Origin of the sequence: Nitrospira sp. (genome assembly GCA_024760525.1) — a bacterium.
GTDB lineage: Bacteria > Nitrospirota > Nitrospiria > Nitrospirales > Nitrospiraceae > Nitrospira_D.
This window is the reverse complement of sequence record CP060499.1, coordinates 912089-926641: the sequence shown is the minus strand read 5'-3', so window position 1 is coordinate 926641 and position 14553 is coordinate 912089. Positions and strand designations below refer to the sequence as shown.

At 56.7% G+C, this 14553-nt stretch carries 12 protein-coding genes; 2 read left to right on the top strand and 10 right to left on the bottom strand.

Annotated elements, in window-relative coordinates; all coding sequences use genetic code 11:
• Positions 1–85: 85 nt before the first annotated feature.
• The 10 genes from H8K04_04485 to bamA all read right to left on the bottom strand — a co-directional run bounded on the left by H8K04_04485 (position 86) and on the right by bamA (position 10499).
• On the bottom strand, positions 86–724 hold the full coding sequence (locus H8K04_04485) for a lysophospholipid acyltransferase family protein (GenBank protein UVT16817.1): 639 nt from the start codon (positions 722–724) through the stop codon (positions 86–88).
• Positions 717–2462 (bottom strand): lipid A export permease/ATP-binding protein MsbA, encoded by a 1746-nt coding sequence (gene msbA, locus H8K04_04480; GenBank protein ID UVT16816.1) that lies wholly within the window; start codon positions 2460–2462, stop codon positions 717–719. The genes H8K04_04485 and msbA overlap by 8 nt, the downstream gene beginning before the upstream one ends.
• Positions 2450–3592 (bottom strand): lipid-A-disaccharide synthase, encoded by a 1143-nt coding sequence (gene lpxB / locus H8K04_04475; GenBank protein UVT16815.1) that lies wholly within the window; start codon positions 3590–3592, stop codon positions 2450–2452. Before lpxB ends, msbA begins: the two co-directional genes overlap by 13 nt.
• Before the next feature lie 84 nt (positions 3593–3676).
• On the bottom strand, positions 3677–4624 hold the full coding sequence (locus H8K04_04470; GenBank protein ID UVT16814.1) for a Gfo/Idh/MocA family oxidoreductase: 948 nt from the start codon (positions 4622–4624) through the stop codon (positions 3677–3679).
• 99 nt (positions 4625–4723) lie between these two features.
• A complete protein-coding gene (gene lpxI / locus H8K04_04465) occupies positions 4724–5578 on the bottom strand; it encodes a UDP-2,3-diacylglucosamine diphosphatase LpxI (GenBank protein ID UVT16813.1) in 855 nt (284 codons plus the stop codon).
• A 23-nt stretch (positions 5579–5601) separates the two neighbouring features.
• Complete coding sequence (gene lpxA / locus H8K04_04460; GenBank protein ID UVT16812.1) at positions 5602–6441, bottom strand: acyl-ACP--UDP-N-acetylglucosamine O-acyltransferase; 840 nt, start codon at positions 6439–6441, stop codon at positions 5602–5604.
• Positions 6442–6537: 96 nt separating this feature from the next.
• Positions 6538–6993: a 3-hydroxyacyl-ACP dehydratase FabZ gene (gene fabZ / locus H8K04_04455; GenBank protein UVT16811.1), complete on the bottom strand. Its 456-nt coding sequence runs from the start codon at positions 6991–6993 to the stop codon at positions 6538–6540.
• Positions 6994–7029: 36 nt separating this feature from the next.
• Positions 7030–7572, bottom strand: coding sequence for an OmpH family outer membrane protein (locus H8K04_04450; GenBank protein ID UVT16810.1), 543 nt, complete (start codon positions 7570–7572; stop codon positions 7030–7032).
• A 16-nt stretch (positions 7573–7588) separates the two neighbouring features.
• The gene (locus H8K04_04445; protein ID UVT16809.1) at positions 7589–8164 is read right to left on the bottom strand and encodes an OmpH family outer membrane protein; all 576 of its coding nucleotides are present in this window, start codon (positions 8162–8164) and stop codon (positions 7589–7591) included.
• A 13-nt stretch (positions 8165–8177) separates the two neighbouring features.
• The gene (bamA, locus tag H8K04_04440) at positions 8178–10499 is read right to left on the bottom strand and encodes an outer membrane protein assembly factor BamA (protein ID UVT16808.1); all 2322 of its coding nucleotides are present in this window, start codon (positions 10497–10499) and stop codon (positions 8178–8180) included.
• Positions 10500–11055: 556 nt separating this feature from the next.
• Between bamA and galU the strand changes: the two genes are divergently transcribed.
• Positions 11056–11952, top strand: a complete 897-nt coding sequence (galU, locus tag H8K04_04435; protein UVT16807.1) for a UTP--glucose-1-phosphate uridylyltransferase GalU — start codon at positions 11056–11058, stop codon at positions 11950–11952.
• 94 nt (positions 11953–12046) lie between these two features.
• The gene (lon, locus tag H8K04_04430; GenBank protein UVT16806.1) at positions 12047–14545 is read left to right on the top strand and encodes an endopeptidase La; all 2499 of its coding nucleotides are present in this window, start codon (positions 12047–12049) and stop codon (positions 14543–14545) included.
• Positions 14546–14553 lie beyond the last annotated feature (8 nt).

The window sequence follows — 14553 nt, the reverse complement described above, 5'->3', positions numbered from 1 at the left end:
GCCTTGGGAGTATTCGGGTTACCGGTTTCAGCGTCGCATCGGATAGCCGGCGAGCGGCGAACGACAGCTTGCTCGGCCTGATCCGTCAAGCGATTGAGGACCGTCTCGAGCTCCAAGCGAGTCGCTTCAAGTGAGGCCTCATCGGCATCGCGCGAGACCCAGAGCGGACTTCCGTAGAGAAAGAGGCCTCGGGAGAACGGATATGGGACCATGTAACGATCCCAGCTCGCAAAGAGTTTTTTTTTGAACAGGCAAAGGCCAGCGGCACAATCGGAAGACCCGTCGCCTTGGCCAAATGAATCACGCCGAGCTTGGCTACATGACGCGGCCCCTTGGGACCATCGGGCGTCACCACCACATCTCGGCCGGACCGTCCCAGCTTGATCAGGGCTTTGAGCGCACCGACCCCTCCACGCGTACTCGATCCCCGAACCGCCTCATGGCCGAATCGGGCGATGATCCGCGCGATGATTTCTCCGTCGCCATGCCGGCTGATCAATACATGAGAACCTGTCCCCCGATAGCCGATCGGGATCATCAATTGCTGAGCATGCCAGAAAGCCAGAATGATGTGTCGCCCATTCCGATACAGCGTATCGACCGCTTCATGACCATGGGTCTCGAAGCGCATCGAACGCGCAACACCGCGGATAGCCGCGGCTCCCACCGGAGGCAGAAGCGAACACTTCAACCAGCGTTCGCAAGATTTCGTAAGCTTAGACACTCGTCACATCCTGGAATTGCATGGCATGCAGCCGGCGATACACGCCTCCATGTTGCAGCAGTGTCTCATGGGAACCCATCTCAACAATAGTCCCTCGATCCAACACGACGATACGATCCGCGTTTTGAATGGTGGAAAGCCGATGTGCGATCACCAGCGTCGTCCGATTCTTCATCAAATTGGCCAAGGCCAACTGCACGATCCGTTCGGACTCGGTGTCGAGGGCCGAGGTCGCTTCATCCAGAATCATCACAGGCGGATCCCGAAGAATAGCCCTGGCGATCGCGAGACGCTGCCGCTCGCCGCCCGATAGCTTGACCCCCCGCTCTCCGATGATCGTATCGTACCCTTCCGGCGACCGCAGAATAAAGTCATGCGCATAGGCCAGCTTGGCCGCCTGCTCAACCTCGGCCTGGCCGGCGTCCGCCCGTCCGAACGCGATATTGTTTCGAATCGTATCGTCAAACAAGACGGTCTCTTGCGACACAATCCCGATATGGGCACGCAGCGATTTCAACTCATAGGAGCTCAGCGGAACACCGTCCAGGAGAATGCGCCCCGCAGTCGGTTCATAGAAGCGGGGCAGTAAGCTGACCAGTGTCGTTTTTCCGCTCCCGCTGCTGCCGACCAGCGCCACCACTTCGCCGACCCGAATCGAAAGATCGATATCGGCCAGCGCCTGGACGGTGTGGTTCTCATACCGCAATGAGACACTCTGAAAGTCGATGGAGTCCTTGATCCCGGTCAATGGCAACGTCCCGTGATCTTGGGACTGTTCCGTGTCAAGGTCCAACACCTCAAAGACGCGTTCCGCCGCCGCCAGCGCCTGTTGAATGAGATTATTGGACCCCGACAATTTTTTGATCGGGGTGTAGGCCATGAACATGGCCGCCATGAACGAGAAAAAGGCGCCGGGGGTCATCGATCCGTTGATGACCAAATAGCCTCCGTACCAAATAATGGTCGCGACGCCGATCACTCCGATGACCTCCATCTGAGAGTGGCCGATCGACCAGACTTGATTGCTCTTGAGCGTGGTCGAGAGCACTTTACGGTTCCGCTCCGCAAATCGTTCAGCTTCCGCATCTTCCCGCCCGAATGCTTTTACCATTCGGATGCCGGACAGCGTTTCTTGCAGCGTTGAAGACATATCGCCCAGTTGTTCTTGTCCACTGGTCGCCAATCGCTTCAACCGCCGGCCGACCCGAACCATGGTCAGCGCCGAGAGCGGAATCACAATCAGCGAGAGTCCGGCCAACTTCCAATTCTGATAGAGAATGACACCGATCATGGCAAGAAAGGTCAGACCGTTCTGAAAAATATCCTTCACGACACTCGAGGCGGCATTGGCCATCATCCCCACATCGTTCACGACCCGAGAGACTAAGCGCCCCGACGTATTGGCGTCGTGAAACCCGACCGACATCCGCATGAGCTGTTGAAACAGTTGCTGTCGGATGTCCGCCACGACGCGATTGCCGACATAGGCCATTAAATATCCCACACCATAACTGAATACGGCCTTGAGCGTCGCGATTCCGAAAAGGGCCAACGGCAGCACCATCAACATCTGCTCGTTCTTCTCGATAAAAATGTCGTCGAGAACAGGGCGTGCCAGCCACGCGTAGGCCCCGCTCAATACCGCCACCAGCGCGGAACAGGCGAAGGCCGCCAGAAACCGCACCCGATACGGTTTCACGTAGCGCATGAGCCGCTTGAATCGCGCTAGGCCTGACATGCTCCCAACACCACCTCTGCCGCTCGACTTGACGCGCCCGGCTCGCCCAGAGCAGCTCGCACCGTTGCCAAATCCCGTCTCATTTCATCGTACGCTGATCGATCTTCCAAGATCCGAAGGGCCTCTTCGTACAATCGTTGTCCCGTCGCCGCCGATAGGATCAATTCCGGCACGACGGTCCGACCCGCCACGAGATTCACCAGCCCGATCCACTTGACTCGAATCAAGAACCTGTGCACCAAACTCGCAGCCCAAAAGGTCAGGGCCTTGGTCCGATAGAATAACACCATGGGAATACCCACCACGGCCGCTTGCAGTGTCGCCGTACCCGAGGCGACCAGCACCAAATCCGATACAGCCATCACCTCATTGGCCTGTTCCTTCACCACGGTGATGGAAACCGTGCTCTGTGCCAAGAGAGGCTGCAATAGATTATCGTGAATGGTCGAGGCCTGTGCCAACAAAAACTCCGTTTCAGGTTCGCGCCTTGCCAATTTCTCCGCCGCCTCGATAAGGATCGGCAACAGCACCTGCACTTCATGCGCCCGGCTCCCCGGCAACAAGGCAATGACACGCCGGGCTGGGGAAAGGCCGAAAGTGGTTCGAAGCGCCTTCCGATCGTAGTGGCCGGCGACGGCGTCCAATATGGGGTGGCCCACAAACGTACACGGCACACCCGCTTCGTCGTAAATCGGCTTCTCAAAGGGAAGGATCACCAGGACGTGATCAACCCGCTGCTTGATCCAATGAATCCGCCAAGGAGCCCACGCCCAGATCTGCGGCGCAATATAATAGATCACACGCAAGCCGGCCGCCTTGGCAAAATACGCAAAGCGCAGGTTCAGTCCCGGGTGGTCGATAAATACCACGGTATCCCACCGTTTGGAGTGGAAGAGCCGCCGCATCATCAAAAACCGCCGTATGATCGCGACGAACGCCAACGGGCCGACCATGCCGATGACGTCGAATTGTCCCATCTCGTGCACCAATTGCACACCGGCCGCCTCCATCGCGCGGCCTCCGATCCCGGCCAACGACACATGGGGGTCACATGCTTTCAAGGCTCTGGCAAGGTTGGCCCCATGGAGGTCCCCGGAAGCCTCACCCGTCACGATCAGGATACGCGCCATGCTTGCTCTACAATGCCACAGATGGTAATGGCGATTCGAGACGCGCCGGCACCTCCCCTGTGCAATCGCGCCACAAGAGCATGCCTACGCATTCCGCCGCACATCCGCGCTGATTGCGGATAGCACGTGATGGGCGAGCTTCAGAGCGGCCGCTCCGTCTTCACCCGAAACGACCGGACGAGATTTCTCGCGAATCGCCCGGAGGAACGATTCAAGCTGCAATTTCAGAGGCTCATCATCGCCGGCATGAATCTCTTCAACCGTCATGATCGGTTTCCGGCCGGACTCAGTCGAGCGGCGTCCGATCGCCCCCCTGCGGGACTGGAAATCGATTGATAGGCAGCTGTCTGGCTGGAACACGCGCCATTGTCGCATCGCCTTCGGTGAGGTTCGACTGGCGGTCAAATTGGCGATACACCCGTTTCCAAACTGGATTCGCGCATTGGCCACGTCGCACGTCGAAGAAAGCACCGATATCCCGGCGGCCCGCACATCTTCTATCGGGCCCGGATTGCAGGACAGCACCAGGTCCAGATCGTGGATCATCAAATCCAGAACGACGTCGACATCGGTGCCTCGCTCACTATAGGTCCCCAGGCGATGACACTCGAACAGCACCGGCCGACGAATGAGCGGCCGCATCATCCGCATGATCGGGTTGAACCGCTCGCTGTGCCCTACCTGCAGCGTACATCCATTGTGCTCTGCCAGTTCCAGAAGCTCTTCAGCCTCCCTGGGCAGCACGGCGAGCGGCTTCTCCACCAGGACATGTTTCCCGACCTCGAGACAGGCTTTGGCAAGGGGATAGTGACTCGATGTGGGCACGGCGATGCTGACGAGATCGACCTGTCTCAAGAGATCAGGCAGGGCATCGAATACCTGTCCGCCGTATTTCTCGGCGATGACGGACGCCCGCCCGTGATGTTGATCAGTCACACCGACCAGTGTCGAGTCCGGCAACGAGGCATACAGGCGCGCATGGTGTTGCCCGAGATGGCCGACCCCGATCACACCGGCACGAAGCTTGACCATACAGCTGTTTGGTAACACCGTGGAGAGTCTTGCAATCCAACCACGGATTGCACTCGTGAGATCGATCGACCGCTCGATCGACCGTCGGATTCGTTCGAATCAGCCGTTCACTGCCGTCGTCGCGCTCGACTCCTCTTCGCGAGCGACCCCCACCACGGCGATTCCGGCTTCCTCCGCCTCGCGGAGGAGCACTTCCCGATCCAGTATCACCGACCGACCCGCTTCAACGGCAAGCACTGAGGCCTTGGCGGAGCGCATGACCTCGATGGTTCGAGGCCCGACGGCAGGTAGATCAAACCGAAGATCCTGCTGCGGCTTGCACCGCTTCACGACGACTGCCCCGTCCTTCGCCAACTCTCCTCCGCGCTTGATCGCCTCATCGGTTCCTTCCACCGCTTCGACTGCGACAACCACCCGATCCTTGACCACCACACATTGGCCGATGTCCAGACGCCCGGTTTCCTTGGCTACTTCCCAACCATAACGGATGTCGACCCATTCTTTCTTGGTCGGCTGGCGGGATGTTAAGGTCCCTTCCTGGACCAAAATCCCCTCGAGACCGAATGTCGACTCGCAAATCGTGATTCCATCTTTTTCGAGTTCTGCGGCGAGTGCCCGCAGAATATCATCGTCTTTCCAAAGCACCAATCGAGTGGCCAAGGCCAACACACGAAAATCAGGCCGCGCATTGCTATAGATGTGGGTTTTCTTGATTCCTCCCAGCATCACCACGTTTCGGACGCCGTCGGCCTTGAAGGCATTGATCAATTTGTTGAGCTGGCCGATCTTGACCCAATGAATGCGATCGACATGCTGTTCCAGTTCGGGCTCCGTTTCTCCCTCGTGAGCCACCGCATAGACTTGTAGACCCATCTTGCGGGCATTATCCGCGAATATGATTGGGAATCGGCCGTTCCCGGCGATCACCCCGATTCGACCGTCTGGTATGGGCATGGTCACAGTCATCTCAGCCGGCTTTACACCTCTTGATCGAACTCAAGATCCAGGTCGATATTGACAACTCTCGAGATACCACGTTTCGTGCCTTCCATAAACGTGAGAATACGGGCTACATCGGCCTGTCCCTTGAATTGCTTCTTGGCCAATCGAATCGCCTCGGCCATCCGATGCCCCTCCCGAAAGAGGAGATCAAACGCTTTCTTGAGCAATGCGATCCGATCATTTGAAAACCCGTGCCGCTGCAAGCCAACCGAATTGAGCCCGTACAGATGTGCCCGGTAACCGCCGGCGGCCCGCATGAAAGGAGGGACATCTTGACCAATGCCACAACACGCGCCGACCATCGCGTACTCCCCCACACGGACATACTGATGAATACCCGTCAATCCGCCGATGATCGCATGATCGCCGATGGTAATATGTCCTGCCAGGCTCGCTGCGTTGGCCATGATCACGTGATTGCCGACATGGCAATCGTGCGCCATGTGGACATAGGCCATCAGAATACTCTTCGATCCGATCGACGTCAGTCCGCCTCCTTGCACGGTTCCCCGATTGACGGTGACATATTCGCGAATGACGTTGTCATGACCGATGATGACCTTGGTCGGCTCCCCCTTGTATCCCAGATGTTGAGGCGGCCCCCCGATCGACGCGAACGGATGCACTTCATTGCGTTCCCCGATCTCTGTCCAGCCATCGACGGTTACGTGAGAGAGCAGTCGGCTGCCCTTTCCGATCGAGACGTGTTCCCCGATTACACAGAAGGGTCCTATTTCCACGTCATCATCGAGACTCGCCTTGGGATGGACGATCGCTGCTGGATGTATCTTCACACTTGCCCCCTTTACACGCATCAAACGTCAACGACCATTCGCCAACCGCCGCCTCACTGTTTCGTCGGCACTCCACGTCTGAGATCCAAGAGATTGCCGCATGACGGCGAACTATTGCTATTGCCGCGTTTCCGTTTTCTCTTCCATCACCATGGCGGTCACCACCGCTTCACACACCACCTCGTTGTCTACGAAGGCCTTCCCCTGCATTTTCCAGAACGGCGGGCGCTTCTTAACTACTTCGATCTCAAAACGAAGCTGATCGCCAGGAACCACGGGTTTCCTGAACTTGGCCTCGTCGATCCCCGTCAGATACATGACGGTTTTCCCGATCGGCCCTCCCGACTTGAAAACCAGCACGCCGCCGACTTGAGCCATCGCCTCGATGATGAGCACCCCCGGCATAACAGGGCGTCCCGGAAAATGTCCCTGAAAAAACGGCTCATTGACCGTCACGTTCTTGAACCCGACAATCCTCTTATGCGGCTCATACTCTTTGACCCGATCCACCAGCAAAAAAGGATACCGGTGCGGAAGTAATGTCTGAATTTCAGCTTGTTCGACGGATGCCATCGACGCTGCCTCCTCTCTGCAGAGATAAATCCGATGTTAAGGGTTCTGCCGATCAAACTCCTTGATGATCAACTCCGTCACATCCAACGCCGGTTGATAATAGAGCACGACGCGCAGCAATGCGTCACTGCCTTTATCAAGGATGGCCGTATAGCCCTCCTTCTGCGCCACGGCTTGAGCCGCAACCGCGATCTTTCGTGAATATTCCGCAACCATCTCGCGCTGCTTCAGTTGGACCTCGCGATTGAACTCTTGAAGACGGCGCTGATACGCTTCCACCTTCCCCCGCAGCTGCTCTTCCTTTTCTTGCCTCGCCGTCTCGGTGAGCTTGGCATTCGGATCTTGTAAGGACTGTTCCAGATCCTTGAGCTCTTGCTCATCCGAATTGATGATCTTCTGCCTGGTCATGGAATATCCCTTCACATCTTCCAACGCCAGCTTCCCAGCCTTGCTCCGTTCCATGACCATCTGTTGATCCATGACACCGACGCGGAGCGTGTCATTGGCGAAAAGCGGCCCCACCCCCTGCACCAGCGATAACACGATGCCTATCACGATCGCTCTCGCTGCACCCATCATGACCTACCTCCAGATACTAGGGAAACTCTCGGTTGAACTCTTCGATCACTTGGCTTGAAATGTCCAACCCTTCCTCATGATAGATGGTCGGACCGCCCCTGCTCTTATCGATAATAACCTGCAACCCAAGACGCTTGGCGACCTTCGCAACCACCATCTCGATCTTGTCACGAAACCCTTCCAGCACGTCCTTTTGTTTTTCCTGAACCTCCCGATTCAACTCCGCCGCCTTTTGCTGATACTCCTGCATGCGTCGGCGGAATTGCTCTTCCCGATCCCGTTTTGCCGTCGGGCTGAGGATGGAGGACTGCTTGACGAAGTCCTCTTCCAACCGCCGCAACTCTCGTTCATCCAATTCCATCAACGCCTGCCGATTTTTCGAAAAGGAGGCCAGATTGTCTTTGGCACGTTTGCCCGCATTGGTCTCGTTGAGCAAGCGCTGCGAATTGATCACACCCACCTTGCCGTCGACCTTGGCTCCGGATCCAGCGCATCCGCCGAACACCAATGTGACGGCAATGGCCGCCGACATCGATATCCATTCGATCCACTGCACCCGACCCCACCGCAGATTCCTGTTCAATCCGGCCACGCTGCAACTCCGACTAAAATAATGTCCCGATCGTAAACTCGAAAACCCCGAACCGCTCACCGGTACGGGCATCAAGATTGATTCCATAGGCAACACGCAACGGACCGAAGGGAGAGATCCAGCGCCCCTCTAAACCGGTGGCAGGTCTCAAATCGATCGACAACGACTCACCGTCGTCAAAACCTTTCCCATAGTCGAAAAAGATGACGCCGTTCAACTTTGCCTCGGAAGAAATCGTAAAAATCAGTTCGGTGTTGAAAATCAATTGCCTGACGGCGCCGAACGGTGCATGCGTCGTGGGAACCGTGGGGCCGGCCCGACCGAAAGCAAACCCTCGCATCGTGTTGATGCCGCCGACGAAGAATCGCTCGTTCAGCGGGACTTCCGTCCCTCCCATCGCTTTGACCTCTCCATACCGTGCCCGCACCGACACTCTCAGATCAAAGGGAAGAGGGGTGACCTTGATCACATCCACGTAATACTTGATGAAATTGTTGGTCCCCCCCATATAGGGAGTGCCGACATCGAACCCTCCTCCAACCCGCCAGCCTGATCGGGGATCGATATAGTAGTCTCTGGTGTCTCTGAACATGGTCGTCCGAAATCCCGTTGACGACCGGGTTTCCAACTGGCGACAGACGATGGGAACCAGATCCGGACAGATCCCTAACTGAGGGTCGCTAAACCTGATTTGCTCGGCAAAGAGGCTGACGCTCCCGGTGACATACTCCGACAGCCAGCGACCGAGCGTGATGTTCCCTCCGGTTCGTCTCTCAAAATACGAGAGGTAGTTCGTCATGCTGCTATAGCCGTCCAGCTGCAACGAGGTCAATGAATCGTTCAGGTAAGGATTGCGGAACGTGATGGAACCCAGGCTTCTTCGCTGTCCAAGCTGTCCCCGAATACGTCCAAGATAGCCATACCCTCCTAAGTTACCCTGGGTAATATCGGCGATCGCCACTAGCCGGTCCAATGTGCTGAACCCTCCGCCGAGGCTGAACATCCCGGTCGGCTTTTCCTTCACACGCACGTTCAGATCAACCTTGTCTGCTGAGATTTGCGCCGGAAGGATTTCGACCGTTTCAAAGAAATTCAGGTTGTTCAACCGTTGGAAACTTCGTTTCAGTGAGGCCGTGTCGATCACATCCTGTTCATCGACTCGAATTTCCCGGCGTATGACATTGTCCCGCGTCTTGTCGTTCCCGTAGATATTGATCTGACGTATGCGCATCATCTCGCCTTCTTTGATATTGAAGATGATGCCGACCGTCCGCTCTTCATTGTTCGGATTCACCCCGGGCATCACTTCCGCAAAGGAGTATCCCTTGCTTCCGTACATATCCGTCAACCGGGTGATCTCATCTCGGATTTTGGCTCGCTGAAAAATCTCCCCCTCCTTCATCCGCAATCCTTCGCGAAGCTCCGGCTCTTCGAAGACCGTATACCCCCGAAACCCGATTTCACCGATGGTGAACGGCTCCCCTTCGGAAATGTGATAGGTGATGATGAACCACTGCTTGTCCTCGCTCAGCTCGACCACAGGCTGGCCGACTCGGACATTGAAGTACCCCTTGTTCAACAGCACTTCCTTGAGCCGCTCCACATCGTTCGTCAGCTCGTCCCGTTTGAGCACACCGGCATCGGACACCACAGATGGGAGCTTCCACTTGGTAAAGAATCCATACCAAGGAATCCATTCCCTCGTCGACATGACCGCGAACATCTCGTTTTTGGTCGCCGCGCGGAGTCCTTCAAATACCACCGTTTTGATTCTCGCCTTCTCCCCCTCGGTGATATGGAACATCAGGCGCTTTCGATCCTCATCCAACGTCTGAATCACCGGCGTGACTTGAGCGTTGTAGTACCCATCATGCTGGTACGCTTGCCGGATATTCTCGGCGCTTTCCTTCACCAGTTGCTGGTCGAGGAATGTCTGGTTCCTGATGGTCGTCTTTTCCTTCAGCTTTTCATCGGTCAAGCTTTGATTGCCGTCGAAGACGATCTCGGTGATGAACGGCTTCTCCCGCACGACAAACGTCACGGCCATTCCCTCGGCGACCGATTCGGTTTCAACCTGCACATCCTCGAAAAAGCCCGTATCGTATAAGATCTTCACTTGGCCACGCACATTTTCCGGCGTATAAGGATCGTTGGCTTTCAATGTGAGCCGGCCGGCAATGGCCGGGATTTCGATACGCTTGGCCCCCCGGATCTCAATCGACGTCACCTTGACTTCCGGTGTCTGAGCGAGCGCGTCGAGCACCCCCCACAACACAGAGAACACCACGACAGCGACCACGAAGCATCGAGGTCTGTGGACGACATGCTGGGTCACCGATGAGGGTTCCTGTCGCGAAACGCAGAGATGGACGATACAGCCGGATTCATCTCACAAGTCCTCATCGCACGTGACCGCACACGCCTCCCGATCATTCAGCACTGTCCTGCTCCGGATCGTGGACTGAACCGCAGGAGCGCTCTGTCAGAAAATGCTCAGCCAGCTTACTCCGCGGCGAGGTCGTCCGTGCAGAAACCACCCACGCAAAACTTCCGGATTATATTGGGGTCATTCCACATTGTAAAGGAGTGACCTGCCCTCCGATTCGAATTTGCCTCGTGCCCGCGAAGGATATCTATTGCGATGTGCCATGATCGTATAGATCCCCAACCGCCAACGAGCCTGAACGCCACGCCAGGCGGTTTCGAATCATCACCATGGTCGAAGCGCGCGATTGCGGCACCACCACGCGTCATATCATCATGCGATTGTTCCGCCAGGGCACAGCGTGTCATCGAGTATCGTCCTGAACTCTTCCGACAAGTCCACGCAGGCGATGCGATGAGTTTGTCTGTTTCTTGACTTCACACAACCCATCACATAGTATCCACCCATGTCACGATTCGCAGTCAGAAAAGCGGTCATTCCCGCTGCCGGCCTTGGGACACGCTTCCTTCCCGCCACAAAGGCGTCACCCAAAGAAATGTTGCCCCTGGTCGATAAGCCGCTCATTCAATATACGGTCGAAGAAGCGGTTGCCTCAGGGATCGAAGATATCATCGTGATCACCGGCCGCGGCAAACGCGCCATCGAAGACCATTTTGACCGGTCCGTCGAGTTGGAAGAAAATTTGAAAGGCACCGGCAAGAGTCAGATCCTCCATCAAATGCGACAGATTTCGAACCTGGCCAATTTCTGCTACGTGCGGCAATCCGAGGCCCTTGGCCTCGGCCATGCCGTGTTGTGTGCGCAACACTTAATCGGCGATGAACCGTTCGCGGTCATACTCGGCGATGAGATCATCGATGCCCATGTTCCGGCGCTTGCGCAATTGGTCCACGTCTATAAGAAACGCCACGGGGCGGTGCTGGGAGTCCAGGACGTTCCGAAGGCGGACGTCAGCCGGTACGGCATTGTGACGCCCAAGCGCGTCGCCCATGGCCTGCATCGAGTCGAAGGTCTGGTTGAAAAACCGGCGCCGGTCGATGCTCCATCAACGCTGGCTGTGATCGGCCGATATATCCTTCCTCCGGAAATCTTTCCTATTTTGAGAAAAACCGCGCCCGGAAAGAACGGAGAAATTCAGTTGACCGATGCCCTCAAGGAGCTCGCGAGACGATCTCCGATGTACGCGCTTGAGGTGGAGGGACAGCGCCATGACGCCGGAGACAAACTGGGATTCTTGATCGCCACCGTCGAGTTCGCATTGAAGAATCCGGCATTAGGAGCGGAATTCCGCGACTACCTTTCGGCCAGAATGCACACCACATCGATGAATCGCCGGGGTTGATCCCATCAGTCTTGATGAGCACTCTGCCGAAAGGTTCAGCAGGCCGAACATGGTTGGGTGAACCTTCCCGCTCTATCAGAGAACAGGCGCACACATGACCGATCCAAACGAGCAAGAAATTCAGCCTCCTCAAAACATTGAGGTCCCCAATCAGCTCCCGCTGTTGCCGGTCCGCGACATCGTCGTCTTTCCGTACATGGTGCTCCCCCTCTTCGTCGGACGCGACATGTCGATCAAAGCCATCGAGGCCGCCCTTGCCGGCAACCGGATGATTTTCCTGGCGACTCAGAAAGCGCTCGACGTCGAGAACCCCGCCCCCAAAGACATCCACTCGATCGGCACCGTCGGCATCATCATGCGCATGCTGAAGTTGCCGGACGAACGCATCAAAATTTTGGTGCAGGGTATCGCTAAAGCGAAAATCACCAAATACATTCAGACCGACCCGTACTATTCGGTTCGCATCGACAAACTGGCCGATACGAAGTCGGCGGCGACCACACTCGAGGCCGAAGCCGTCATGCGGACGGTGAAAGAACAGATCGAACGAATCGTGAGTTTGGGAAAAGTCTTGATTCCCGACGTCATGGTCGTCATCGAGAACCTCGAAGAGCCCGGCCGCTTGGCCGATATGGTCGCGTCCAATCTCGGACTCAAAGTCGACGCCACCCAAGCGGTCTTGGAGATCTCCGACCCGATCCTGCGCCTTCGCCAGGTGAGCGACATTCTCGGGAAAGAGATCGAAGTCCTGTCCATGCAGCAAAAGATCCAGGCGCAGGCCAAAGGGGAGATGGACAAAACCCAGCGTGAGTACTTCCTGCGGGAGCAGCTGAAAGCCATTCAAAAAGAATTGGGCGAGCTCGACGAACGGGCGGAAGAAATCACGGAATTCCGTAAGCGGATCAAAGACGCCAAGATGCCCGACAAGGTCTTGAAGGAGACCGAAAAACAGCTCAAGCGTCTCGAAAAAATGCACCCCGACACCGCCGAATCGGCGACCGTGCGTACCTATCTGGAGTGGATGGTCGAACTGCCGTGGTCGAAGCGCTCGAAAGACAACCTTGAGCTGAAGGCCGCCGCCAAGGTGTTGAACGACGATCATTATGACCTCGAAAAGGTCAAAGAGCGAATTCTGGAGTATCTGGCCGTCCGAAAACTGAAAGAGAAGATGAAGGGTCCGATTCTCTGCTTTGTCGGCCCGCCCGGAGTCGGCAAGACCTCATTGGGAAAATCGATCGCCCGCGCATTGGGACGGGAATTCGTCCGGATCAGCTTGGGCGGTGTGCGCGATGAGGCCGAAATCCGCGGGCATCGACGCACGTACGTGGGCGCCTTACCCGGACGCATCATCCAAGGCATGAAGCAGGCGGGCACCGCGAATCCGGTGTTCATGCTCGATGAAGTGGACAAAGTCGGAATGGACTTTCGGGGCGACCCCTCTGCGGCCCTGCTGGAAGTCTTGGACCCGGAGCAGAACAGCGCGTTCACCGACCATTATCTCGGGGTTCCATTCGACCTGACCGAAGTGATGTTCATTACCACGGCGAACTTGATCGACCCGATCCTTCCCGCGCTGCGCGATCGCATGGAGGTCATCGAAATCCCGGGGTATACCGAGGAAGAAAAACTCGGCATCGCGCAGAAATACCTGATTCCCCGCCAGCTCGAGGAGCACGGGATCACCGGCAAGCATGTCCGATTGACGGAACCGGCGATCCGGCAAATTATCTCGCATTACACGCGGGAGGCCGGCGTTCGGAATCTTGAGCGCGAAATCGCCAACGTAATGCGCAAAGTCGCCAAGAAAGTCGCCGAAGGCAAAGCTCAAGGGTTCCCCATTGATCCCTCCAATCTCCATAAATATTTGGGCGTCCCGAAATATGTGCCGGAAGCGGAACTCGAAAAAGACGAAATCGGCGTGGCAACGGGCCTCGCTTGGACCGAAGCCGGTGGCGATGTCCTGTACATCGAAGCGACCGTGATGAAGGGAAAAGGTCAATTGACTCTCACCGGCCACCTGGGAGACGTCATGAAGGAGTCCGCCCAGGCGGCACTCAGTTACGTCCGTTCACGAGAAAAAACCTTGAACCTCAACCCCGGCATGTTCAGCAAACAAGACCTGCACATCCATGTGCCGGCAGGCGCCATCCCCAAGGATGGTCCCTCGGCTGGTATCACGATGGCGACCGCCATCGCCTCGGCATTTTCGGGTACTCCGGCAAGGCGAGATCTGGCCATGACCGGAGAAATCACCTTGCGCGGTCGCGTGCTCCCGATCGGAGGGCTCAAGGAAAAGATTCTGGCGGCGAAACGGGCAAAGCTCACGACCGTGATCCTTCCGCGTCGGAATAAGAAGGACCTGGAGGAAATTCCCAAACATCTCCTCAAGGGCATTCAATTGGCGTTCGTCGATACGATGGACGACGTCATGAAGATCGCCCTGCGCAGACGGGCCAAGACTCCATCGACATCTCAAAGGCCGTCGGCACCTTCGGCGCCGACCCGTATCCGTCCCATGCGTCCCGGCAAAGGTCGACGACCGCACGAACTCCCTGCCACACTGATGGCGAGCCGACCCCCAACTCGCACATAGGATCGTGT

Excerpts from the sequence above, each read along its gene's own strand:
- H8K04_04450 (UVT16810.1), bottom strand. The coding sequence starts at position 7,572 with ATGATGGGTGCAGCGAGAGCGATCGTGATAGGCATCGTGTTATCGCTG.
- H8K04_04470 (UVT16814.1), bottom strand. The coding sequence starts at position 4,624 with ATGGTCAAGCTTCGTGCCGGTGTGATCGGGGTCGGCCATCTCGGGCAA.
- lon (UVT16806.1), top strand. The coding sequence starts at position 12,047 with ATGACCGATCCAAACGAGCAAGAAATTCAGCCTCCTCAAAACATTGAG.
- lpxI (UVT16813.1), bottom strand. The coding sequence starts at position 5,578 with ATGCCCATACCAGACGGTCGAATCGGGGTGATCGCCGGGAACGGCCGA.
- lpxB (UVT16815.1), bottom strand. The coding sequence starts at position 3,592 with ATGGCGCGTATCCTGATCGTGACGGGTGAGGCTTCCGGGGACCTCCAT.
- lpxA (UVT16812.1), bottom strand. The coding sequence starts at position 6,441 with ATGCGTGTAAAGGGGGCAAGTGTGAAGATACATCCAGCAGCGATCGTC.
- fabZ (UVT16811.1), bottom strand. The coding sequence starts at position 6,993 with ATGGCATCCGTCGAACAAGCTGAAATTCAGACATTACTTCCGCACCGG.
- msbA (UVT16816.1), bottom strand. The coding sequence starts at position 2,462 with ATGTCAGGCCTAGCGCGATTCAAGCGGCTCATGCGCTACGTGAAACCG.
- galU (UVT16807.1), top strand. The coding sequence starts at position 11,056 with ATGTCACGATTCGCAGTCAGAAAAGCGGTCATTCCCGCTGCCGGCCTT.